This window comes from Actinoplanes campanulatus (assembly GCF_014647795.1).
GTDB classification, from domain to species: Bacteria; Actinomycetota; Actinomycetes; order Mycobacteriales; family Micromonosporaceae; genus Actinoplanes; species Actinoplanes campanulatus.
Genome location: NZ_BMPW01000015.1, coordinates 1 through 24271, shown reverse-complemented (window position 1 = coordinate 24271; position 24271 = coordinate 1). Strand labels below are relative to the sequence as shown.

11 protein-coding genes and 3 pseudogenes are annotated in these 24271 nt (G+C 66.1%); 11 read left to right on the top strand and 3 right to left on the bottom strand.

The features are described 5' to 3' along the window. The first annotated feature begins 130 nt into the window (after window positions 1–130). Window positions 131–4021 (top strand): LamG-like jellyroll fold domain-containing protein, encoded by a 3891-nt coding sequence (locus IEZ13_RS26925; protein WP_306421546.1) that lies wholly within the window; start codon window positions 131–133, stop codon window positions 4019–4021. Window positions 4022–4050: 29 nt separating this feature from the next. Beyond that, on the top strand, window positions 4051–11130 hold the full coding sequence (locus IEZ13_RS26920) for a polymorphic toxin-type HINT domain-containing protein (RefSeq protein WP_183218297.1): 7080 nt from the start codon (window positions 4051–4053) through the stop codon (window positions 11128–11130). Between the two features lie 1151 nt (window positions 11131–12281). On the opposite strand, the gene IEZ13_RS26915 is transcribed toward IEZ13_RS26920, so the two are convergent. Further along, window positions 12282–12845, bottom strand: coding sequence for a GntR family transcriptional regulator (locus tag IEZ13_RS26915; RefSeq protein ID WP_183218299.1), 564 nt, complete (start codon window positions 12843–12845; stop codon window positions 12282–12284). A 156-nt stretch (window positions 12846–13001) separates the two neighbouring features. Here IEZ13_RS26915 and IEZ13_RS26910 point away from each other — a divergent pair, with 156 nt between their 5' ends. The 5 genes from IEZ13_RS26910 to IEZ13_RS26890 all read left to right on the top strand — a co-directional run bounded on the left by IEZ13_RS26910 (window position 13002) and on the right by IEZ13_RS26890 (window position 17588). Further along, window positions 13002–13325: a hypothetical protein gene (locus tag IEZ13_RS26910; protein WP_183218301.1), complete on the top strand. Its 324-nt coding sequence runs from the start codon at window positions 13002–13004 to the stop codon at window positions 13323–13325. 26 nt (window positions 13326–13351) lie between these two features. After that, entirely contained in the window at window positions 13352–14689 is a 1338-nt protein-coding gene (locus IEZ13_RS26905) for an FtsK/SpoIIIE domain-containing protein (RefSeq protein ID WP_183218420.1), read from the top strand. A gap of 100 nt (window positions 14690–14789) precedes the next feature. Then, the gene (locus IEZ13_RS26900) at window positions 14790–16127 is read left to right on the top strand and encodes a replication initiator (protein ID WP_183218421.1); all 1338 of its coding nucleotides are present in this window, start codon (window positions 14790–14792) and stop codon (window positions 16125–16127) included. Next, window positions 16124–16312, top strand: a complete 189-nt coding sequence (locus IEZ13_RS26895) for a helix-turn-helix domain-containing protein (RefSeq protein ID WP_183218303.1) — start codon at window positions 16124–16126, stop codon at window positions 16310–16312. Before IEZ13_RS26900 ends, IEZ13_RS26895 begins: the two co-directional genes overlap by 4 nt. After that, a complete protein-coding gene (locus IEZ13_RS26890; RefSeq protein WP_183218305.1) occupies window positions 16302–17588 on the top strand; it encodes a tyrosine-type recombinase/integrase in 1287 nt (428 codons plus the stop codon). Before IEZ13_RS26895 ends, IEZ13_RS26890 begins: the two co-directional genes overlap by 11 nt. Before the next feature lie 48 nt (window positions 17589–17636). On the opposite strand, the gene IEZ13_RS26885 is transcribed toward IEZ13_RS26890, so the two are convergent. Continuing rightward, window positions 17637–17927, bottom strand: coding sequence for a flavin reductase (locus tag IEZ13_RS26885; RefSeq protein ID WP_229795073.1), 291 nt, complete (start codon window positions 17925–17927; stop codon window positions 17637–17639). A gap of 146 nt (window positions 17928–18073) precedes the next feature. Here IEZ13_RS26885 and IEZ13_RS26880 point away from each other — a divergent pair, with 146 nt between their 5' ends. The 4 genes and pseudogenes from IEZ13_RS26880 to IEZ13_RS26865 form a co-directional block, all read left to right on the top strand. Further along, a complete protein-coding gene (locus IEZ13_RS26880; RefSeq protein ID WP_372441879.1) occupies window positions 18074–19225 on the top strand; it encodes a helix-turn-helix domain-containing protein in 1152 nt (383 codons plus the stop codon). 242 nt (window positions 19226–19467) lie between these two features. Continuing rightward, window positions 19468–19764 (top strand): hypothetical protein, encoded by a 297-nt coding sequence (locus IEZ13_RS26875; protein WP_183218309.1) that lies wholly within the window; start codon window positions 19468–19470, stop codon window positions 19762–19764. A 988-nt stretch (window positions 19765–20752) separates the two neighbouring features. Beyond that, window positions 20753–22257, top strand: a pseudogene (locus tag IEZ13_RS26870) (ISL3 family transposase). 168 nt (window positions 22258–22425) lie between these two features. Next, window positions 22426–23451, top strand: a pseudogene (locus tag IEZ13_RS26865) (IS256 family transposase); the annotation flags it as partial. Between the two features lie 504 nt (window positions 23452–23955). On the opposite strand, the pseudogene IEZ13_RS46820 reads toward IEZ13_RS26865, so the two are convergent. Further along, window positions 23956–24213 (bottom strand): annotated as a pseudogene (locus IEZ13_RS46820) (ISAzo13 family transposase); the annotation flags it as partial. Between the last annotated feature and the right edge of the window lie 58 nt (window positions 24214–24271).

The window sequence follows — 24271 nt, the reverse complement described above, 5'->3', positions numbered from 1 at the left end:
TTTGGGGCAATAGACAAGCTATCGATATCTAGCCATTATTCGATCTTGCTCGTAGTGTCCTGGTGCTGCCGTGCATCGATCGGGGGACGCTATGTGGCGAAGGATGTTGCCTGCCTGTCTGGTAGCAGGCTTGACGATTGCTGGTCTTGGTGTGCCGAGCCTGGCGACACCCGCGGTGGCGACGTGTAGCGATGTTGCGGGCACCGAGTCGGCGGCTGTCGAGATGGCGGCGAGCTGCGGCGTGCCGGTGGTGGTGGACGCCCTGCGTAACGAGTATTCGCAGGTTATCGCCCAGCCCGATGGGCGCATGACGTTCGAGTCGTCGGTGCAGCCCGCGCGGGTGCGGCGGGGCGCCGGGTGGGCGGATGTCGACCTGCGGCTGAGTCCCGGTGCTGACGGGTTGCTGCGTCCGGCAGCGTCGGTCGCCGATGTGGCGTTCTCCAACGGCGGCATCGCTCCGCTGGTAACGCTGACCCGCGGCGGGCGCACGATGACCATGTCGTGGCCGGGAACGCTACCGCCTCCCACGGTTTTCGAGAACTCGGCCACCTACACCGAGGTGTTGTCCGGAGTCGACCTGGTAGTGCGTGCGACCGAGACCGGATTCACCCACGTTCTGGTGATCAAATCGGCGACCGCGGCGACCCAGGACGCCGTCCGCGAGGTCCACTTCGATCTCGGCGGCGACGCCGAAATCCAGCCGATCGGTAGTGGATTGCGGGCAGTGCACAACGGCTCCGTGCTGGCCTCGACCGAGCCGGCGATGATGTGGGACTCGAGGACGACGAGCACCGCGACACCGCAGACGCGCTCGGTCCAGCAGACGCAACCCCCCACGCCGTCAACCGACGAAGCGGCCGGGGACGCGGCGCGAACCGCGCCGGTGTCGGTGGCGTTGGCCGGCGGGGATCTGGTGCTGCGGCCGGACGCTACGCTCCTCGAGGGCGCCGCGTTCCCGCTGTACGTCGACCCGAAATGGTCGATCGCCGACGCGAAGTGGGCGTACGCGACGAACAACGGCTCGACGAACACCGACTACTCCACCGCCCGAGTCGGCTTGAACCCGGACACCGGTGCCCTCTATCGATCGTTCTTCCAGTTCAACATGACCGTGGGCAAGTGGACGCTGATCGGGAAGCACATCGAGTCCGCACACATCGACATGAAGCTGGAGCATTCCTGGTCCTGCGACAAGACGATCGCGTCGATGTACTGGACCTCGGCGATCAACGCGACGATGAAGGCCACCTGGTCGGCCATGGATCTGTTGCGCTACCTGGCCAGCGCCTCCGGACGCGCCAATCAGGCTGGCGGCTGCGGGGTGATCCAAGGCGACCAGGACATGATCTTCACGGGGGAGCCTGTCAGGAAGTTCGTGCAGGAAGCATCCGACAAGAGCTGGCCGAACGTCACGGTGGGTTTCACGGCCCGCGATTCCGGAGGTGACGGCGAGTCGACACAGGCGCGGTGGAAGAAGTTCCTGCCGGACAACGCCGTCTTGCAGGCCAACTACGACAACAGGCCGACCGCTCCCACGAAACTGCAGGTGGCGGGCATGACGTGCGGCACCGGCGCAGTGTCGGTGGGGACGCTCACCCCGACGTTCACGGCGACCTTCAACGACCCTGACGGGGCGGATGACTCGCTGACGGGCGCCTACGAGTGGATCGAGGTTCCGGCTGCGGGGATGGGTGCCGTCACGAACACGTCGCCGGCACGTAAGACGGCGCCACCGAACAAGACCAGCGTCACACCAGGCAGTGCGGCGACCAGCGCCGAGGTGTCGGTGGTGAAGAACAAGAAGTACGCCTTCCGTGCCAAGGCCACCGACCGGGATCCATACTTCCAGACGGGTCCGTGGTCGGCCTGGTGCCAGTTTTATGTAGACACCGAAGTCCCGCCCGTGACGGGAACGGTGATCGCCAACGCGTCCGCGCCAGGGCGGAAGGTCCGCATCCGGATCGAATCGACTGCTACTGACGTCACCAAGTTCCAGTACGGCTGGGACGCCGCCACCAAGGCGGTCGCCGCCTCCACAACCACACCGAAATTCGCCGAGGTCGAGGTGACCGCCCGGAACCTGGGCACCAACAGCCTGCAGCTCAAAGCCATCGACGCCACCCTCAACGAGGGCACCGGGGTAGTGAACTTCACCGTCGTCGGCCAGCCTGTCGCCCCGGTGGCGCGGTGGGGCCTGGAGACCGATCCCGGAACCTCCGTGACGGGGGCCCTGGCCGACCGCCTACCCGCCCCGGTCGACTCACCGCTGACCGCCGCGAACGTGATATGGGAAGACAACGCCCGGTTAAGAGATGCCAAGACCGCGACGTTCAACGGCACCTCGTCCGCTGCGACCACGAATGCCGCTGTGGTGAACACGGCCGGATCTTTTAGCGTCGGCGCCTGGGTACGCCTCGACGCGCCGCCCACCGCCGACCTGAAATTCGCCGCTCAGGACGGCGCGGACGCGGCCGGGTTCGAACTCGGGGTACGCCGTAGCGGCACTACACCGGCGCCATACTGGTCGTTCGTCATGAAGGACACCAGCGCACAGTCGAGCGTCGTGGCCGCGGTGCTGTCGCCCAGCGCGCTTACCACAGCCGACACAGGCCGGTGGACCCATGTTGCCGGCGCGTTCGACGCGGTCGAGAAGAAGATGCGCCTGTTCGTCGACGGCACGTTGGTGGCCGAGGCCGACCGGACTGCTGCCCCGTGGTCGGCGACGGGACGATTCGCGGTCGGCCGCGGTTTCGCCGGTGGGGTCGCGAGCGGGTTCTGGAAGGGTGCGATCGCCGACGTTCAGGTCTTCGACCGGGTGCTGGTGCCGGAGGACTTCACCGGACGGCTGGCCTCGGATCCGGACGGCAACGGCTTCGACGAGCCGGGCATCCTGACGCCGATCCAGGTCGGGGCGTGGAATTTCGAGGCGGCGACCTGGTGCCGCCGGGCTGATTTGCGCGACTACTGTGAGGCGCCCGACCCGCGGACCGCCTGGGGCCGGTGGCTCGCACTGAGCCGAGGCTCCGACATCGGGGCTGGCCGCGACACGACCAAGTTCGGGTTGTGGCTCGATGACCAGTACTTCCCGGCTGGCGACGGCACCGAACCGGAGAGCACGTCCGAGTACGGCAGGTCGGCGGTCAAGACCGGTCTCACCCCACCGGACGACGACGGCAACGAGTACACGCTGTGGCAGGACCGGCCGGTGCTGCGGACCGACGTGTCGTACACGGTCTCGGTGTGGGCGATGCCCGCCACCGGGCAGACCGGTAACCACGCCGTCGTCGCGCAACGGGGCACGAACGAGAGTGCGTTCTCGCTGCGGTACCAGGCGGACGCGAACGAGTGGACGTTTGCGGTCGGATCGCAGGACTCCGAGAACGCCGACGCCTCGACGATCCACAACACGACCGCCCCGGACGCGGTCGCCGGCGTGTGGACCCACCTGACCGCCGTCTACGACGCCAGCGCCAAACAGACCCGCCTCTACGTCAACGGCCAACGGCAGAATGCCACAACCCTGCCCGAGGCCCCGTTCAATGCCGGCGGCCCGCTGCTGGTCGGGCAGAGCCTCCATCATGGTGCACTGACGGACCAGTGGCGCGGCGGAATCGACGACATCGCCGTGTTCCAGGGCGCGATGACCGACGCTGCGGTCGCCCTGATGTACGAGCACCAGATCACCGACACCAGCGCCGCCAACGTGCTGGGCGAGAACGAGGTGATGAAGGGCGGCGACATCCTTCGTTCCAGCGACAGCCTCTACCAGCTGCGGATGCAGACGGACGGCAACCTGGTGCTCTACCGCAACGGTGCGGCGGTCTGGACGCCCAACACCTGGGGCAACCCGGGCGCGGAAACGGTCATGCAGCCCGACGGCAACCTCGTGATCTACCGCGCCAACAAGACACCGGCGTGGGACACCAAGACCTACGGCACGGCTGCGGACCGGCTGGTGCTCTTCGACGACGGCCGCCTGGAGCTACACGACCTGGCCGGTCAGGTCATCTGGCGGCGCTAGTAGCCATGACGATTCGGGGAAGACGGGAAATGCTCACACGCTCACGCAGCACGCTGTCGCGCCAATGGAGCTGGCTGTTCGTCAGCTCGCTTACCACTGTGCTGATCCTGTCCGGGGTGGCTGTTCCGACATCCGCCGCGGCCCTCACGCCGCCAGCGCGGCAGCCGTCGCCGCCGTCGGCGGAGAAGCTCGACGACGACGGCGGCCCTGTCACCACCCGGGCGTGGTCGCAGAAGCAGATCCGCGACACACCGGCGGCTGCCCCAGCGTGGCCCGCAGCGGTGACTGCCCGCGTCGACCTCACCACCACGGCTGGCACCCGGGCGGCGGGCGGCACCCGCAAAGCTAGGGCAGGCAACCTGCCGGTCTGGGTAGCCGACGCCCCTGGCAGCGGCCAACGGTTGTCCCGCCTTGACGTACAGGTGGTCGACCGTGCCACCCTCCCGCAGGCTTTGCGGGACGGCCTGGTCCTTGAGGTCACCGCGCCGCAGGGGGCCGACGGAGGAAAGGCTCGGCTCTCGGTCGACTACCGCGCGTTCAGCAAGGCGTACGGCGGTGACTGGGCCTCCCGCCTGAGGCTATGGCAGGTGCCGCGCTGCGCCCTCGACGCACCCGACAAGGTCGCCTGCCGGTCGGTTGCTCTGCCGTCGAGCATCGACCACAACGTGGGCACCATCTCAGCGACCGTGACCGTCGACCCCGACGCGACGGCCACTACCAGCGCTGCCGCCGCGACAGGTTCCTTCGTCATGTTGGCGGCCGCGCCGTCCGGCGACAGCGGCGACTTCACCGCTACCAGCCTCGCACCGTCTTCGACCTGGTCGGCGGGTGGCAACTCCGGTGAGTTCTCGTGGAACTATCCGATGCGGGTGCCGCCGGCGACCGGGCTGTCTCCGGAGATTTCGCTGGACTACTCGTCGGCGTCGGTAGACGGGCGCTCGGAGGTGACAAACAATCAGCCGTCCTGGATCGGTGAGGGCTTTGACTACACGCCCGGTTACATCGAGCGCCGCTATGTGCCCTGTCATCGGGACTCCGACGATAAGACCGACCCCAACAGCAGTAAGACCAGCGGCGACCTGTGCTGGCGGTCGGGCAATGCCATCCTGAACCTCGGCGGCCGCAGTAACGAGTTGGTCTTCCAGGAGGGTAAAGGCTGGCATCTACGCAACGAGGACGGCTCGAAGGTCAAGAAGCTCGTCAACGCCAGCAACGGCGACACCGGTGACACGGACAAGGACGGTGTGGGCGAGCACTGGCTGGTCACCTCCACCGACGGCACCCAATACTACTTTGGCCTCGATGACCTGCCTGGCGAGACGAGCGCGACCAACTCGACGCTGACCGTCCCGGTCTTCGGCAACCACTCGGGCGAGCCGTGCCATGAGAGCGGGTTCATGGCCTCCGACTGCGTGCAGGCCTATCGCTGGAACCTCGACTACGTCGTCGACGTCCGCGGCAACACCATGTCGTACTGGTATGCCAAGGAGACCAACAAGTACGCGCAGAACGCCACCGACTCCGCGACGGTCACCTACGACCGGGCTGGTTACCTGACTCGGATCGACTATGGCACCTACGACCGCACTCTGGTGCCGCACGGCGTCACCGAACGCAACGCTAACCCGTTCGCGCAGGTCGTCTTCACACCCGATGTGCGGTGTTTCACCGACTGTGGATCCGAGGCGTCGCCGAAGGTGGAGAATTGGAAAGACACGCCCTGGGATCAGGAGTGCAAAGCCTCCGCGACAAGCTGCCCGGAACTGTTCTCGCCGACGTTCTGGACGACCAAGCGGCTCAAGAAGGTCACCACCCGGGTCTGGGACACCACCGTCGCGACGCCGCAATGGCAGGACGTGGATTCGTGGACGCTGACGCACACGTTCTCGGCCACCGCCGACACTACCCACACCGGCCTCTGGCTCGAGCGGATCGACCGCGCCAGCCATGTCGGCGGCGGGCAGGTGAACATGCCGCCGGTGACCTTCGAAGCGGTCTCGAAGGCCAACCGGGTGCTGACCGAGAACACCTCGACCCATAGTTGGCTGCGGATCGGCAGCATCGTCACTGAGACCGGCGCCCGAATCAAGGTCGACTACTCGCCAGAGGACTGCACCGAGGCGATCGTAGAGACGCTGAAAGCGCATACCAACACGCGACGCTGCTATCCGGTGAAGGTGCCCGACAACGCCGATCCCGGCGGCGACGTCATGGTCGAGGAATGGTGGCACAAGTACGTCGTCACCCATGTCGCCGAAGACGACCTGCAGGGATCGAACGGTCATCCGGCGCCGTCTAAACACACCCGCTACGAGTACGTCGGCGATGCCGCCTGGCACTACGCCGACGACGACGGCTTGGTCGAGGCCAACCGGAAGACCTGGGATCAGTGGCGCGGCTACAAACAGGTCCGCACCACCGTCGGTGACGAGGTCGACACGCGGACGCTGACCGTCACCACGTTCCTGCGCGGCATGCACGGCGACCGGGCGGCACCATCCGGCGGCACCCGGCCCGTGACCGTGCCGGCCTCAATCGGCTCCGAGACGGTGTACGACTACGAACAGTTCGCCGGCCGGATCCGGGAACAGGCCACCTTCAACGGTGTCGAGTCCAAGCCAGTGTCGAAGACCGTCAGTGTGCCGTGGCGGTCCAACCCGACCGCGAGCCGGACCATCGTCGACGACACCGGCTACTCCGACACCGTCGAGGCCCGCTACACCGGCACCCAGAACACCTACACCGCCACGGCGCTCGGTGTGGACGGCAGCCGCGGCTGGCGGATCTCCGGTAGCCGCAGCGACTTCGATGACACCTACGGGACGGTCAACTGGTCGCAGGACGACGGCGACATCAGCAAGACCGACGACGAGAAATGCACCGCCTACACCTACAACCGCAACGTCGACAAGAACCTGACCCAGATGGTCAGCCGCACCCTCACTACCGCCCTGGCCTGCGGCCAGACTCCGACCAGCAGCGATCACGTCATCGCCGACAGCCGAGTCTTCTTCGACGGCGCCACCAGCACTACCACACCACCAACGCTGGGATCACCGACCAGAACCGAGACACTCAAGGACTGGACGTCGGCCACCGGAACGGTGTGGCAAATGACCTCGGCGGCCACCTACGACTCCAGCGGCCGGGCGAAGACCACCACCGACATCAGGAACAACGTCACCACAACCACCTACACGCCGGCCGTCGGCGGGCCCGTCACCAAAATCGTCACGAAGAACGCGCTCGGCTGGCCCTCCACCGTCGAGACCAACCCCTACTGGGGAACAGTCAACAAACAGACCGACCCGAACAACCGCATCGCTGCCGACGTGGACTACGACGCGTTCGGTCGCGTATCTCGGGTGTGGAATCTGGGCTGGACCCGAGCTGCCAACGCCACCAAACCGACAGCACAGTACGAGTACTCGTTCGCAGCCAACCGGGACGCCTACCCGTACGTCAAGTCGCAGACGCTCAACGCTGCCGGCAACTACGTCACCTCCTACCAGATCCTGGACGCCCTGCTACGGCCACGGCAAACCCAGACACTGTCGCTGGGCGGTAGCGGCGACCGGGTCGTCACCGACACCATCTACGACGAATTCAGCCGGACCGCAATGACTTACGGCGCCCATGCCGAACCCGGCGCGCCCTCCGGCGTGCTCTGGTGGGAACCGGAATGGTCTGTGCCATCAGTCACCAAGACCGTCTTCGACCGCGCCTCCCGGGCCACCACGTCGATCTTCCTCAGCGGTGACGGTGTCACCAACCTGGTCGAGAACTGGCATACCACCACCACCTACGAAGGCGACCGCACAAAGATCACACCGCCGAAGGGCAGCACCCCCACCACCACCCTGACCGACATCGACGGCCGGGTGACCGCTTTGCGGCAACACACCAGCCCGGATGGAGTCAACGGCGCCTACCTCGAGACGACCTACACCTTCAACCGCAAGGGCCAACAGACCACGGTCGTCGACGCCGACAAGAACACCTGGACCAGCACCTACGACGTCAAAGGCCGACTCGACCAAAGCACCGACCCCGACAAAGGCACCACCGACTTCACCTACAACGACAAAGACGAGCTGGAAAGCACCGTCGACGCCCGCGGCGAAAAGCTCTGGTACACCTACGACACCCTCGGCCGGAAACGCCAGGTACGCGACGACTCCAAGACCGGACCGCTACGCGCCGCATGGTTCTACGACGAACTGTCCGACACCACGCCCGGCTTCCGCGGACAACTGACCCAGGCGATCCGTTACGAACCGGCCGGCTCCACCAACGCCTACAAATGGCAGGTCCGCAACTTCAACGGCCGCTACCAGCCCGTCGGTGTCAACTACGTCATCCCCGACGTCGAAACCGGCCTCAACGGCACCTACCTCTACGGCTACGGCTACGCGGCCGCCACCGGCGAACCCACCAGCATCTCCTACCCCGCAGGCGGCGGCCTGGTCACCGAGGAACTCACCACCACCTACGACCCTGCCACCGGCATGCCGGCCCGCCTCGACACCAGCCTGACCAACTGGGCCGGTACTATGGCCACCGCCTACTACACCGCCTACGGTGAACGCTCCGGCTCCGTCTACAAGATGCCTAGCGTCGACTCGTTCGTCCGGGACGTCATCTACCGCGAAGAAGGCACCCGACGCATCGACCACACCACCGTCGAACGCAGTTCGGTCGCCGGAACGGTCTCCGACCGCCATTACGACTACGACGAAGCCGGCAACATCACCTCGATCGAGGAGAAGCCCGCCGTCGGCGTCGGTGAGAAGCAATGCTTCCGCACCGACGCCCTCGGCCAGCTGACTACCGCCTGGACCCCGAAGGCCACCCTGCCCTGCAAAACCGACCCCAACCTGGACGACCTCGCCGGGCCGGCCCCGTACTGGCAGGACTGGACCTTCAACAACACCGGCTCCCGGAAGACCGAAACCACCCACGCCGCAACCAACACCGTGCGCAAGTACGCCGTGCCCGACGGCGGAGCCAACGTCGTACGCCCCCATGCCGTCACCGGCATGGATACCACCGTCGGCAACTCGACCACCACCACCGAATACCGCTACGACGCCAACGGCAACATGATCTGCCGCCCGACCACCGGCAGCAGCAGCAACGACTGCGAAACCAACACCAACAGCCAAACCCTCAACTGGAACGCCGAAGGAAAACTGGAGACTGTCACCGCCAGCGAGGGCACCCTCGAGACCAGCGTCTACGACGCCGACGGCAGCAGGCTCATCCGGCGCGACGCCACCGGCACCACCCTCTACCTGCCCGGCCAGGAGATCCGCCGCGAAAACTCCGTCAACACCGGCACCCGCTACTACAGCCTCGCCGGCACAACCTTCGCCTCGCGCAAGGCATCATCCGACATCACCAGCCTTACCTGGCTGTTCAACGACCACCAGGGCACACAGCAGATCGCCATCAACGCCGGCACCCAAGCCGTTACCCTCCGCCGCCAAACTCCTTACGGCGGCGAACGGGGAACCAACCCCATGTGGGTCAACAGCAAGAGCTTCGTCGGTGGTGACGCCGACCCCACCGGCCTGATCAACATGGGCGCCAGACGTTACGACCTCACACTCGGCCGGTTCATCTCCGTCGACCCCCTGATGGACCTCACCGACCCACAACACTGGAACGGCTACAACTACGCCAACAACACCCCCATCACCCAATCCGACCCCACCGGCACCGACCCCGGTGGCGGCCGATGCGCCGAAGACCCAAACTGCAACCCCGGCGGAGACCCCCAGCAACCAACCCCCGGCACCGGTGATGATGACGACGACGATGAGGGAGAAGAGCCCGGCGGATCCGGCGGGACGAACGACGGATCTGCTGGAGATGGCGGCAACGACGTCGCTGGCGTCATCACGGGTGCTAACGAACAAGGCCTCGAAACGGCCTTGGGTATTGTGACGGCTCCGCTCCAGATAGCTAAAGGCGCGTACGACTGCGCTAGGACCTACTACCAAATCACGTGCATTCAACCCGGTGGCCCTCAACTGGTCAGCTTGATCGACCAGCCTGGCGCCACGGTCGACGCCATGTGGGAAGGACTCTTCGGCGCAATCCGCGACGACTGGAACAGCGGCCAGCAAGACGAGGCTGTCGGCCGCGGGGTCGTCGTGGCTGCCGATGTCTTAGTAGGCAGCAAAGGCGCAGGACTATTCAGCAAACTCGGCAGGCTCGGCAGGAATGGTGGCGGAAGGGCTAGCCTCGTTGAGGTCCTCGCGGCTTCCTGTAAAGACGGCGGCAACAGCTTCGCGGCAGGCACCTTGGTGCTGCTCGCAAATGGACGCACCAAGGCCATCGAAGACGTGACCGTTGGCGACCTCGTTCTCGCTACCGATCCGGTGACTGGCGAAACTCAAGCGGAGGAAGTCACCGATCTCATCGTCGGCAGCGGCGTCAAACACCTTGTGAAAGTAAGCTTCCAGCCCTCGAACGCCGACGATGCACCGACAGCCGAAATAACTGCAACCGCCGAACACCCGTTCTGGGTCCCTGAACTCGGCAAGTGGATCGACGCGACCGACCTTAAGTCCGGCCAGCGCCTACGCACCAACGCCGGCACACATGCCCAGATCGCCGCTATCGAACGGTGGACCAATCCTCAAACCACCGTCTACAACCTTACTGTTGACACCATCCACACGTACTATGTGCTCGCCGGCAACACGCCCGTGCTGGTGCACAACTGCGGCGACCTTGTGGGTGACGCTGCCCGGTTCCCGAATGCTCACGTTCTCAACGAGCACGTCAATGTGTCTAACGCCCAACTTGTCCAAATGGCTCAAGCCACTGGAGTAAAATCGCGTTTCCTTGACCTTCAAACCGCTCAGCAGGTTGTTGACTACGGATTGGCCGGGAATAAGGGCAAGATTGATAGGTGGCTCCGTGGAGGCGGCGTGGGGAACCTTGAAATCAACGGCAGATTCGGTGCGAATAACCCGATTGGCGTGGTGGCAAGAGCGGATGGGTCGATTTCACCCAGCAGTAATGCCTATACCATCGTTCTTCAGCGCGCTCAGGGGCATTCTGGAGGTTATTATGTCTACACAGCGTACCCTCGCTGAGGAGTCCGAATGAATCCTGTCGCTGACTTTGATTTCGGCGTCACTGCCCTGGCTCAGCAGTTCCATCAGGACTGGCCAAGTGAGGGGGTGCCGATGGATGTTGCTATTGCGTACCTAAATGGGCAGTCTGCCGCGCATCTCGCGGCGCTGGCGGATGATCTCTCGTTCATGATTGAATGGAACGCGAGAGGCGACTACGCAGGAAGTCTTTGGTTTGCAAGCACCATGGGGAACTATCAGCCTCGGCTTGCCGGAATGTCTAGCGAGGGTCTCCTCAGGCTGGTTCTTGGAGAATGTAACGAGAGGCTAAAGAGGGAGAGCAGGCCTCTGTCGTCTGGTTTGCGCTATAGAGAGTGCGGGGGCGAGGTGCGACGGGTAATCCAGCAACTCCATGATCGTCTGTCGGATTGCCTTACTCGATCGGGCCTCGGTGGTGCCCTTGGGGAGGGGTCTCCGGCAGCGGTGGAAGCACTCCATCAGTACGCCGACTCGGAGGCTCGGCCCGAGCTCGCATTTCGCTTCCTTCTAAGACTGCTTGTCGCTAGTAATTGCACGATCGGGCTTACTGAGTACGAAGATCTCCGAGAGATCGGTACGGCTATGGGCTATGGTCTTTTCCTGATGTCCACCGTGGAATTCTTGGTCGAGTAGAAGATCTGGCGATTCTAAATCCTGAACTGGTATGCCTCGGGTGCGTGCTTCGGCATTTCGCCCAGTCGTGCGGGTATTTGCCAGCGGTCAGGTTCGGTGGTCGAAGCTCCTCGTGGCATCGCATCCTTCGGAGCTGCGGTGCGCTGGCGCGCGTGGCTGGTCGCACGGGTTGCTGTCACGGTTGATGTCAGCCGATCATGAATATCGACATGGATCAACTCGTGTCAGGCCGGTGGTGCTTGCTTGCGCGGTTGGGGGCGAGGTGGCGTCGCGCGCTCAGGTCGCTACCTGGATATCGTCTCGCCGGGTGGGGCATGCAGATCATGGCTGCCATCTGGATCGGGCTGTTGCGGGACCGCTCAGCCTGGCGTGCGCGCGGGGCCGTAGGCCTGTAGCGCGTGCGCGCGGCCCGGCTTCGGCCGGGCCGCTTCTTGATCCTGTATAGCTTTTCTTAGCCAACTGGCCGCTGCGTCGGTGCCGGGTGGTCGTCCTGGCTGCGGCTATTTGGTCGGTTTGCGGGTGCGGCGTGGCTTCGCGGACTCGGGTGCTGCTGGTGCGGCGTCGTCTGGGTCGATGCCGGTGTTGGCCTTGTACTTCGCGATGTCCTCGGCGAGGTCTTGGTGTGCGGCGTTGAGGTCGGCGAGTTCCTGGGCGGCGAGGTTCATGGCACGGACGTCTTTGGCCATCATCGCGTCGACGACGCGGCCGGCGATCTCGTTCTGTTTCAGCAGGAACTGGGCGACGCGCCGGTTGAGGTCCGGGTCGTCGGCCATGGCCGGGGTGCCGCCGCGTGCCGGGTCGGGTCGTCCGTTGGCGCCGATGCGTTCGGTGGCGAGTGGGTGCACGAAGGTGCCTTTGCCGACGACGGCGTAGGTGAGCCCAAGGTGTTGCAGCTCGCGCAGAGCGCGCTGGGCGGTCATGGACGCGACCCCGTAGTTCTCGGCCATTTTCCGGGCGGTGGGTAGCGCGTCCCCACCGTGCAGGGTGCCGGTGCGGATCTGGTCGACGATGTCGTCGACGACCCGTTGGAACAGGGCGCGTTTGTCGTCGGCGGGGTGCGTCATGGGCTGATCGTAGCCATCTTGTCCTGATTGAGCTACACGTGCATCCCAAGATTCTTCACCATAAGCCCTTGACTCGATCACGATTGTCACGTGAAGCTTAGGCAACTTAGGAACCGTGCCGTTGGGTGTGGTCCGTCGAGTCAAGGAGTTTCAACCATGTTGGTGCTGCCGATCGATGGCAGTCGGGCCTTGCTGGTGTTGGCGACGCCCGTGCCGCAGTACAAGGACAGGTCCGCCGGGATTGTGGCGACGGACCGGGTCACTGGTGCCCCTCTGGTGGAGGTGCCGGTGGCGCTCACCGTGGATGGTGGGCAACCGCAGGTGTTGCGGATCTCGCTGCCCGAGCCGGGTGTGCCCAAGGGCCTGGCGGTGGGGCAGATGGTCCACGCGTCGGAATTGATGTTCGTGTCGGGGGAGAAGAACGGCCGGACGTGGCAGATCTTCCGGGCCGCGTCGTTGACGGCGGTGAAGCCCGGATGATGTCTCCTCCCGATCCCCGGCTGACCATGCTGATCCCGGCCGCCGTCCTCGCCCTCGCCGCCGTGGTGGGGCTGGTCTGGCTGGCCGGGCACCTGGTGCGCTACGCGCGCACGCCTCGTCCGTTGCGTCCGATGCTGCGCCGGGCCTGGCGGATCACGTACACGTGGAAGTGCACCGCCCGCCGAGTCGGCCTCGTGCAGACCGAACGATCACGTCCCCCGTGGTGGTCGAACCGCCCGGCCACGGCGGTAATCCTCCGGGAACTCATACCGGCGATCCGGGTCGCGGTCGAGCCGTGGGGCGTGCGCGTGGACGCGTCCACCGTGGGCCGTCTCGGCGTCGAAGAGTTCCAGAACGCCGCGAGTCATCTCGCCGATGTGTGGCGGGTGGGTCAGGTGCGGGTCGAGCAGGCCCGCCCTGGCTTGGTCCGGCTGCGTGTCCTGATCACCGACCCGCTCACCAGCCATACCCAGTGGACCGAGGACGCCACGGGCTCGGCCGGTCCGGGGCTGTGGCTGGCGGGTGTCGACGCCGACGGACAGCCGGTCACCATCCGCAGTTCGGGTGTGTCCGGCGTCGTGGTCGCCGGTCTCGCCGGCTACGGCAAGACCAGCTTCCTCAACGCCCGCTTCTGCCAGCTCGCCCCGTCCCCGGCGGTGCAGTTCGTGCTCATCGACGGCAAGGGCGGCCCGGACTACGGCGACCTGTTCACCCGGGCGTGGCTGTCGGCCAAGGATGATCCGCAGCTTGTGCGGGATCACCTTGCGCGGGTGCGGGAACTGATGACCGCTCGGCAGTGCTCGATCCGGGCGGTGCTCGGGGTGAAGAACATGTGGCACGTCGGCCCGTCCGGGAACTGGCCGTTGGTCGTGGTGGTGATCGATGAGGCGCACACGTTCCTGAACGAGACCAGGGGCACCGACGCCGACTCCAAGCGTCTCGATGCCCTGGCGCGGGAGACGGCCCGGTTGGTCGAGGAGTTGATCCGTAAGGGCCGCAACGTCGGTATTCAGGTCATCCTGGCCACGCAGAAGGCGACCGGTGACGCGATCCCTACGAAGATCCGGGACAACTGCCAGGTGGCGGTGTCGTTCGCGCAGCGCACCTCGGAGGCGGCCACGGCGGTGCTCGGCTCCGACATCAGCGGGTTCCCGGATGAGCATCCTCGCCGGTTGCAGGACCCGGCGTATGTCGGGGTGGCGTCGATGGTCGCCGAAGGCCGGGCCGGTTTCACCCTCGTGCGTACCCCGTATGTGCCGGACGCCGTGGCCGATCGGATCGCCGGGCAGACCACGCATCTGGTGCGTGACCCGCTCGCGTTGCTGTCGGCTGAGGCGGAGGTGATGACGCATGGGAGGAGCTGACCAGTATCGACGGCGGCAGCGGCCCATTCCGCCAAGAACAACACCGCTGCCCCCGTCATCTACCAGCCCCGACCCTCAACCGAGGGAAGGAACCGCCCCGATCCTCGCACCCGCTGTTGCCGCTGTCGACCTGGGTGCCCTCATCCGCCTCGCCGCAGCCGAAAACGCTGAACAGCGTGTGGGCGAGTGTGCTCAGCCGGTGCTGCTGACCGGTCGGCGGCTGCTCGTGGACCCCGACACCGGCCGGATCGTCGACGACCTCGACACCGCCGACGGTCACCCGGTCGGGGTGCGGTGCCGCAACCGGAGGCGGGCGGTGTGCCCGGCGTGTTCGGCGTTGTATCGGCTGGACGCGTTCCACGTGTTCGCCGCCGGCCTACGCGGTGGCAAGGACACCCCGGCCCTGGTCGCGGATCATCCCCGGCTGTTCGTCACGCTGACCGCGCCTTCGTTCGGCCCCGTGCACTGCGGCCCCGCACGTGACGGGAAACCACGCCGATGTCATCCGCGACGTGGCTGCGGGCGCTGGCACCCGATCGGCGACCCGGAGATCGGCACCGCGCTCGATCCGGGCGGCTACGACTACACCGGGCAGGTGCTGTTCAACGCCTATGCCGGACGGTTGTGGGCGCGGTTCACCATCGACGTCCGCCGCCACCTCGCCGCTACCGCGGGCCTGACCCGAACCGCGGCATCCGGGCAGGTGCGGGTGGTCTTCGCGAAGGTCGCCGAGTTCCAGACCCGCGGCGTGGTGCACCTGCACGCCATCGTCCGCCTCGACGGCCCGACCGGGCCGGGCTCGGCACCACCCGGGTGGGCCACACTGCGCCGGCTGACGACCGCGATCCGCGCTGCCGCAACCGGAGTGGGCATCACGGTTACCGGTTCCCGGATCACCTCGGCGCGGGTGCTGCGCTGGGGACGCCAGCTCGACATCCGGCGCATCGGCGGCAACGGGATGTCCGACGCGGCGGTGGCCGGGTACGTCGCCAAGTACGCGACCAAGTCCACCGAAGCCGCCGGGATTGACATCCCGCCACTGTTCTGCCGCACCTGCACCGGACGCGGCGTCACCGTGCACACCGGCGGACGGCTGTGCCGGTCCTGCAACGGCACCGGACGGCGACCCGGCATCACGCTCGATCGTCTGACCGGGCACGTCCGCGCGCTGGTCGAGACGTGTTGGCGGCTCGGTGGACAGTCGGAGTATGCCGGGCTGCGGCGGTGGGCGCACCAACTCGGCTTCCACGGCCACTTCGCGTCGAAGTCACGCGGCTACTCCACCACCTTCGCCGCGCTACGCGCCGAACGCCGTACCTGGAGCACCCTCGGCCAAGTCGAACGCCTCGGCCTGCCCGCCGGTACGCCGCTGCTGGTGGTGGCCGACTGGCGCTACACCGGCCGTCCCGACCCCGGACGGGACAGGCGGTCGGCATGAGCGTCGATCTGCTGACCGTCGATGACGTGATGGCCCGGCTTCAGATCGGCCGGCACACCGTCTACCACCTGATCCGCACCCGCCGACTGCACTCCGTGCGCATCGGCCGCTGCCGACGCATCCCCGCCACCGCGCTCACCGCATACCTTGACACGCTGACCAAGGAGGCCGGCGATGGCCGGTAGAAGAAAAGCCAACGGCGAAGGCACCATCTTCCAACGCGCCGACGGCCGCTGGTGCGGCTCCGGCTACGTCCTGGCCGCCGACGGCACCCGCAAACGCATCTGCGTCTACGCCACCACCCGCCGCGAAGCAGCCGACAAACTCGCCACGAAACTCGCCGACTCCAACCGGGGCCTTGTCGTGGCCGCCGACCCGAACCTGACCGTCGGTGACTACCTGACCGCCTGGCTGACCAGCGTCGCCCGACACCGCCTGCGGGCCACCACCTATGTCACGTACGAGTCGCTGGTGCGCCGGTTCCTCATCCCCGGCCTCGGCCACCGCAAGCTCGCCACCCTCACCGTCCGCGACGTCCGCACCTTCCTCGACCGAATCGCCACCGTGTGCCAATGCTGCACCTGGGGCTGGGACACGAAACGGGACCCGAACCACCCGCGCGCGGACCGTCGGCCTCGCTGCTGCGCCATCGGTGCATGCTGCGGCAAACACATCCGCCCGGCCACCATCCGCTACATCCGGGCCGTGCTCTCCGCCGCTCTCGCCGACGGCGTCCGCGAAGACATCCTCGCCCGCAACGTCGCCTCCCCGGTACGGCTGCCCACCCCGCGCAGCGACTTCCAGCCCTTCACCGCCGGGGAAGCCCGCCGCTACCTACTCGCCGCCGCCTACCACCGGCACGGCCCGCTGTTCGAACTCGCCCTCCGCACCGGGCTACGCCAAGGGGAACTGCTGGGCCTACGCTGGGACGACATCGACCTGGACGCAGGGCACCTCTACGTGCGGCGCACCCTGGCCCGGACCCGGGGCGGCCATACATTCCAGCCGGTCAAGACCCATCGCTCGGCCCGGCGCATCGTGCTACCCCGCGACTGCGTCACCTCGCTCAAGCGTTACCGGATCCGGCAGGACATCGACCGTCGGGAGGCCGGCGACACCTGGAAAGAGTCCGGGCTCGTCTTCACCACCGGCATCGGCACGCCGATGGACCCGGCCGCCGTCTACCGCCACCACCAGGACATCTGCGACCTCGCCGACGTCCGCTACATCCGGTTTCACGACTTGAGACACACGTGCGCCACGTTGCTGCTGGAACAGGGCGTGGACCTGGTCACGATCAAAGACCTACTCGGTCACGCGCAGATCCACACCACCGCCGACGTGTACTCCCACGTCCGGCTCCGCATGCAACGCGCCGCCATCGAATCCATGGGCGACGCCCTCGACAGCGAGGACGATCCGGAAGCCGACAACGACAGCGACGATCCTACCCACAGCTGACACCTGTGATCTCCGCCCGGCCCTCACCAGCCGGGCGGAGATCCACATCTACCGATCTGGATCGATGGGCATCTCGTGGGGCCACGCGAGGAACCGCCGGTAGAGCACGCCCGCCGGCGTCGTCCCGAAATCGGCGCACGCCTGCACGAAGCACGCCGACAGGAACACCAACAGCGACACCCGCGCATCGGTGTACTCAGCCAGCAGTTGCCGCTGCCGGCTCGGGCACGGCCACGGTCGCCCGCACGCCGCACACGTCCACACCGGATGGACCGGAACATGCATCGACACGGCGGCGTTCCCCTTCGGCTGGTGGGCTACGGTGGGGAAGACCGGCATGTACCGAAGCTGCCAAGAACCCGGATCGACGACGGGATCTGAACCACCGCGACCGGTCTTCCCCGGATCGGCACCAACAGGTCCGGCAATGTGGGAGCGCGTTCCGGCTGGGCCTGACACCAAGCATCGGCGTTCAAGGGATGAACATGGAAGACCACGGCCGTCTGCCACCGTCTCCACCCAGCGGAGACCTCGGCAACCAGCTCCGCGCCGCCCGCGAAGCGGCCGGGCACAGCCTCGCGACCATGGCCGCGCTGACCCACTTCAGCAAGCCCTACCTCGGCCACGTCGAAACCGGCCACCGCTATCCGACCCCGGATGTCGTCGACCGCTACGAACAGGTCCTCGGCGTCCCGATCGGCATCCCCCACGACCCGGTCCGCACGGCCCACGAATGGCTCTGCGGCAACCAGCCACCCGCCGGACAGACGCCCAGAAACGGTCGCCGCCTCGGCACCGCCCAGCTCCGTCGCCTCGAAGCCCGGGTGATCGAGCTACGCCACCGTGACGACGTGGTCGGCAGCCGCGAACTGCTCCCCGTCGTGCGTGGGGAACTCGACGCCGTGTGCCGCCTGGCCGATGAGGCGGTCTACACCGACCGGCTCGGCGTCCGCCTGCACACCGTGATCGCTGAACTGGCCCAACTCGTCGGCTGGATCGCCTCCGACGCAGGCCACTACCGGCACGCCGAACAGGCATACCTCACCGGTGCCGCCGCAGCCGACACGGCCGGAGATCGGGTCCTGGGTGGGCAACTGCTGTCCAGCCTCGCCTACCAGATCACCAACGTCGGCAAACGCGAAGACGGCCTGCTCATCGCCAAGACCGCCGTCGTCGGTGCCGCCGACGCGACCCCGGTCGCACGGGCTTTACTGCTGGAACGTCTCGCCTGGGCCGCCGCCCGCTGCCACGACCCCGACACCTGCCGCCGCACCCTGGACGCCGTCGACGACGCCTACGACCAGCGCAGCCCCGGGATCAGCGAACCCGAATGGGTGTACTGGCTCAACCGCGCCGAAATCGACGTCATGGCCGCCCGCTGCCGCATCCAACTCGGCCAACCCACCCACGCCGAACCCCTGCTCATCCATGCCCTGGCCGGCTACAACCCCGACCACGTCCGCGAAGTCGGCCTCTACCAAACCTGGCTCGCCGAAGGCTACGCCCGCACCGGCAACCACGACGCCGCCCGCCACATCCTCGACCACATCGACACCAGCGCCGTCGACGCCGGCTCCATCCGCCTCCAACGCCGCATCGACGCCGTCACCCGCCTGACCGCCACCGGCAGCCACTGACCCTCCGATCCCCGAGCCAGGCCGGGATCGAACGCTCCACCGTGCGCGCACGTACACCCACGTTGCTGTCACGGCTGCTGTCAACGTTGACATTCATCGATGACGGGCAGTCGGAGATCTTGACCGTCTCCCAGCTCAGGGCCATGATCCATACCGTGCTGCTGCCTCGTCCGCCGTAGCTGCTCCACACGTACTATGTGCTCGCCGGCAACATGCCGGTACTGGTGCACAACTGTGGGCCGATGGACCTGAATTTCAAGCAGATTCGTGCACGTATTACGAACCATGTGATGGTTAATCATGGCGACACAGATGTGGTTGGGACGAAGTTTGCGGAGAATCTCACCGAGAAGGACATCTTCGATGGTCTTGTAAGTAGAATTGATGAATCAAATGCCACGGGAAAAACAAGCGCGGGTGGTAACCATGAGCACATCCTGAGCTGGCCTGGTGTAGGTGCTAATGGTGAGAATCATGTCAGGGTCTGGATGGCTCCAAATGGTGAATTGGGAAGCATGTGGCCCATCGTACCCTCGTGAGGATGCATGATAGAACTAGATTTTATAGTAAAAGGATATCCACGCACTGGGCGGAAGATTGAGGAGGAGGGTGAACTTGCGTATGTGAGTCGGCCTGATCTGATTCAAGGGGCGTTCATGGGTGATGCTGTCCTCCGACTCCATGGAGTCGACTTCAGTACGAACTTTGGTTGGGTGACACTTCTGGATTGGTGTCTCAGCTTGACCGTCGCCGTGAAATCGCTCGAATTCACGGATTCGACAGCCTTTACCTTCTCTGAATCAGATGATTATCTAGAATTTAGACTTCGTTCAGGTGAGGTCACGGTCGCCTGCAGCTATAGTCCGTTGATTGCGAAGGCCGATTTCCAGGATTTGAAGGTGGCTGTTGAAGGTTTTGTCGATAGGTGGCTTGATTGGATAGTGCGCGAATTTCCTGACGCTTTGCGGAACAAAGCGATGCCCGATGTCTATATGAGGCTAGGTCGTCCCTTTCCATCTGCGCCTGACGGGTCTAGTACGTAAGGCCGCGGTAGATTGTGGTGACATGCGGTTCGGTTGAGATCGAGCGAACCAGTCGCCGCTGTGCGTAGCGGTATCGGCATCGTTGCATGTGCTGGATCGTCAGCGTTGCCGTCAAGTGAAACCGGCTATCGACAAATGTCGATCAAAACGACCGGATGGCCGACTGGGCTGCGGTCAGGGATACAGCCCCTGCTGCGGCAGTGATCCCGGGCTCACCGGCATGGCGCGTTTTCCGTCCTGCCGGCGTGCGGGCTGTGGCCCTCGTGCCCCGGTACTGCTGGGCGTGCGCGCGGGGCCGTAGGTCTGTAGCGCGTGCGCGCGGCCCGGCTTCGGCGGGCCGCTCCTCTTGACTAAGTGGAGCAATTCTGGACCAGCGCCCTCGCGGTCAGGTTGTCGGCTTGCGTGGGCGGTGGGCCTTCTTGCTGGCCTGCTGCTGTTCCACGGTCGGCTCGTCGGCCGGTGTGCCGGTGTCGTCGCGGACGAGGTGCGCCGGCTTCTTGGCGAAGTTGCCGTGGTCGGCCTGGTACTCGATCGGGGGACAACCGTGGGCGTGGTCGCCCGGACCTCATCGGCCGCGGTGGCCTGCCCGGATTGTGGGCAGCTCAGCGAAAGGGTGCATGCCTATCACCAGCGGCGTCTTGCTGATCTTCCGGTCGGTGGGCGTCCGGTCGTCGTGCAGTTGCAGTTGCGGGTCCGGCGCCTGGTCTGCGCAGCGCTGTCCTGCCCGCGGCGGACGTTTCGTGAACAGGTGCCAGCATTGACTCAGCGCTGGGCGCGGCGGACCCGGCAGTTGACCGCGCTGGTCGCTGATCTGGCCGTCGTCGCTGCTGGCCGGGCCGGTACGGCTGTGTTGTCTCGGGTAGGCGCCCGGGTCTCGCGTAGCACGGTGTTGCGGGTGCTGATGGCAACGCCGCTGCCTGACGTGGCGGTGCCGACTGTGCTGAGCGTGGACGACTTCGCGCTGCGCCGGGGCCGCCGCTATGCGACCTTGCTGATCGACGCGGTCACCCATCGCCGCGTTGATGTGCTGCCCGATCGCAAGGCCGAAACTCTGGCCGCGTGGTTGCGCGAACATCCCGGCGTGCAGGTCGTGTGCCGCGACGGTTCCGCGTCGTATGCCGAGGCGATCCGCGCCGGAGCACCCCAAGCAGTGCAGGTCAGTGACCGATGGCACCTGTGGGCGAACCTTGCCAAGGCCGTCGAGAAGACCGTGATCGCCCACAGCGGCTGCTGGCGCGACGGCCCGATCCGCCCGGATCAGCCATTGGACGAGCGCACCCGTGAACGGCACCGGGCCGTGCATGCGCTGCTCGATCAAGGCCACGGCCTGCTGGAATGCGCCCGCCGTCTCGGCTGGCACTGAACACCGTGAAACGGTACGCCCGTGCCGCCTCCGCCGAGCAGCTGAAACGCCCACCACGCTACCGCGAGACCCTGGTCGACGCGTTCCGTGATCATTTGCGCCGCCGCCGCGCCGAACAACCCGGCGTGCCGGTGACACGGCTGCTGACCGAGATCCAGCAACTCGGCTACACCGGCAGCGCGAACCTCCTGGTCCGCTACCTCAACCACGGCCGCGCGAACGCGATCCGCACACCACCCTCGCCACGACGGCTGGTCTCGTGGCTGATGACCAGACCCGCTGACCTGCCTACCCTTCACCAGCAGCATCTGGACGATCTACTCGCCTCCTGCGGACACCTGGCCCTTCTCGCCGAGCGTGTCAGGCAGTTCGCCGGACTACTTACCGGCCGCCGTGGTGAAGCCCTCAACGCGTGGATGACCTGCGTCGACGCCGATGACCTGCCCGCTCTGCACGGCTTCGTCCACGGCCTGCGCATGGACCTGTCCGCCGTCGTGGCCGGCCTGACCCTGCCCTACAGCAACGGCCCGATCGAAGGGGCCAACACCAAAGTGAAATTCCTCAAGCGGCAGATGTACGGTCGCGCCGGCTTCGACCTGCTGCGTCAACGAATCCTGCTCGCATAGACAGGTCACCTCGACCACCGTTTCTGCGCCAGAGCCGGAAGGTCTGTGTAACGGATGAGTGGATTATCCGTTATCGCCGGGTTGGTGCCCGGTGTGGCAGACAGGATCGTGATCATGTCTCTGACCGATGAGTTCGAGGCCGTCACCAGGGATAACGATGGTGGTGACGTGCTGGTTGCGCCGCGGCTTCCGTTGTCGGATGGGGTACCGGGGGCGGCGGCGGCGGCGGTGAAAGCGTTGTTGGACGAGCAGATGCTGGACCAGATGGTGGCTCAGGTCCGTGCTGACGGTGGCCGCTTGACGGGGCCGGGCAGTTTCCTGTCGGAGTTGTGCAAGGCCGTGCTCGAGCGGAGGCTGCAGGCTGAGCTCGGTCAGCATCTCGGCTACGGCAAGCACGACCCGGCGGGTAAAGGGTCGGGGAACTCGCGTAACGGCAGCACCCCGAAGACCGTGCAGACCGAGATCGGGCCGGTCGCGTTGGAGGTGCCGCGGGACCGGGCCGGCACGTTCACACCGATGCTGGTACCCAAGGGCGAACGCCGTCTCGGTGGCCTGTCCGATGTGATCATCAGCCTGTATGCGGGCGGGATGACCGTCCGGGACATCTGCCATCACCTGCAGCGCGTCTACGGCACCGACATCAGCCCGGACACCGTCTCGGTGGTCACCGACGCCGTGCTGGACGAGGTGAAGGCGTGGCAGACCAGGCCGCTCGACGGCGTGTATCCGATCGTCTACATCGACGCCCTGGTCGTGAAGGTCCGCGACGGCGCACACGTGCGGAACAAGGCCGCCCATCTGGTCGTCGGCGTCGACTGCGACGGCGTCAAGCACGTCCTCGGGATCTGGATGCAAAACGCCGAGGGCGCCAAGTTCTGGCTCGCGGTGCTGACCGAACTACGCAACCGCGGAGTCCGCGACGTGCTGATCGCCTGCTGCGACGGTCTGGAAGGCTTGCCCACCGCGGTCGAGACGGTCTGGCCCAACACGATCGTCCAAACCTGTGTCGTTCACCTGATCAGGGCATCGATGCGATACGTGTCCTACACCGACCGCAAGAAGCTGGCCGCCGGGCTGAAGCCGGTCTACACCGCCGCGAACGCCGAAGCGGCCGAGACCGCCCTGCTGGAGCTGGCCGAGTCCGAACTCGGTAAGAAGCATCGGGCGGCCCTCGCGGTCTGGGAACGGGCCTGGGCGGGTAGCTCCGGCGCGTTGCCGCGCCGGAGCCCCCTCAGAACCGGACGTGCGAGTCGTCCCCGCATCCGGCTCAAGCAAACCCAGAGGTGCCGTGGGCTTCTGCTGCGGGGTGTCGTGCGCGTTCGTTGCGCCGCGCGGCCTTGCGGGCGCAGTGAGTGTGCACGAGGCGTGAAGCGAGTGGACCGTTCGGTGACACGGCCTGCCGGTCGGCGGTGATCGCCTGACGGCGGATCGCCGACCGGACCACGGTGATCCACTGTTCCCACTCGGCGGGGGACTGCGGTTCGCGGTCAGCGTGCAGGAGCAACTGGCGGCAGAGCGGGCATCGTCCGCGCTGACGTTCCAGTTGGATCAGTCCCCACCGGTCGATGGGTGGTTTCCTGCGCCGCTTGCGGGCCGTCCAGTAGCCGGTTCGGTCGGGGTCGTCAGGAGAGGCGAACCCGTCGACCATCTGGTGCCGGACGATCTTGGTCCAGGCCGTCTTGGTGAGATAGGCGCCGCGGTCCACCGCAGCGGAGAGACCGGGTCGCCAATCTCCATCGGCTCGATCAGGGCTTCCAACGCCGGGACCAGGCTTGGGTCGCGCTCAGCGACCCGCCTGCGTCCACCCCCACGACGGCGTACTCGCCGAAGTATCGCAGCACCGCTGGCAAGCTCGTCGCGTCCACGCACGATGGTCGACCGCGAGACCCCTGCCAGCCTTGCCACCGCAGTGATCCCGCCATGGCCGAGCGCGTTGGCCTCGCAAGCCACGTACAGGTGTTCCGCCCCGGGTTTGATGGAGACATCGAAACCTGGGAGAAGATTCAGCTATGCC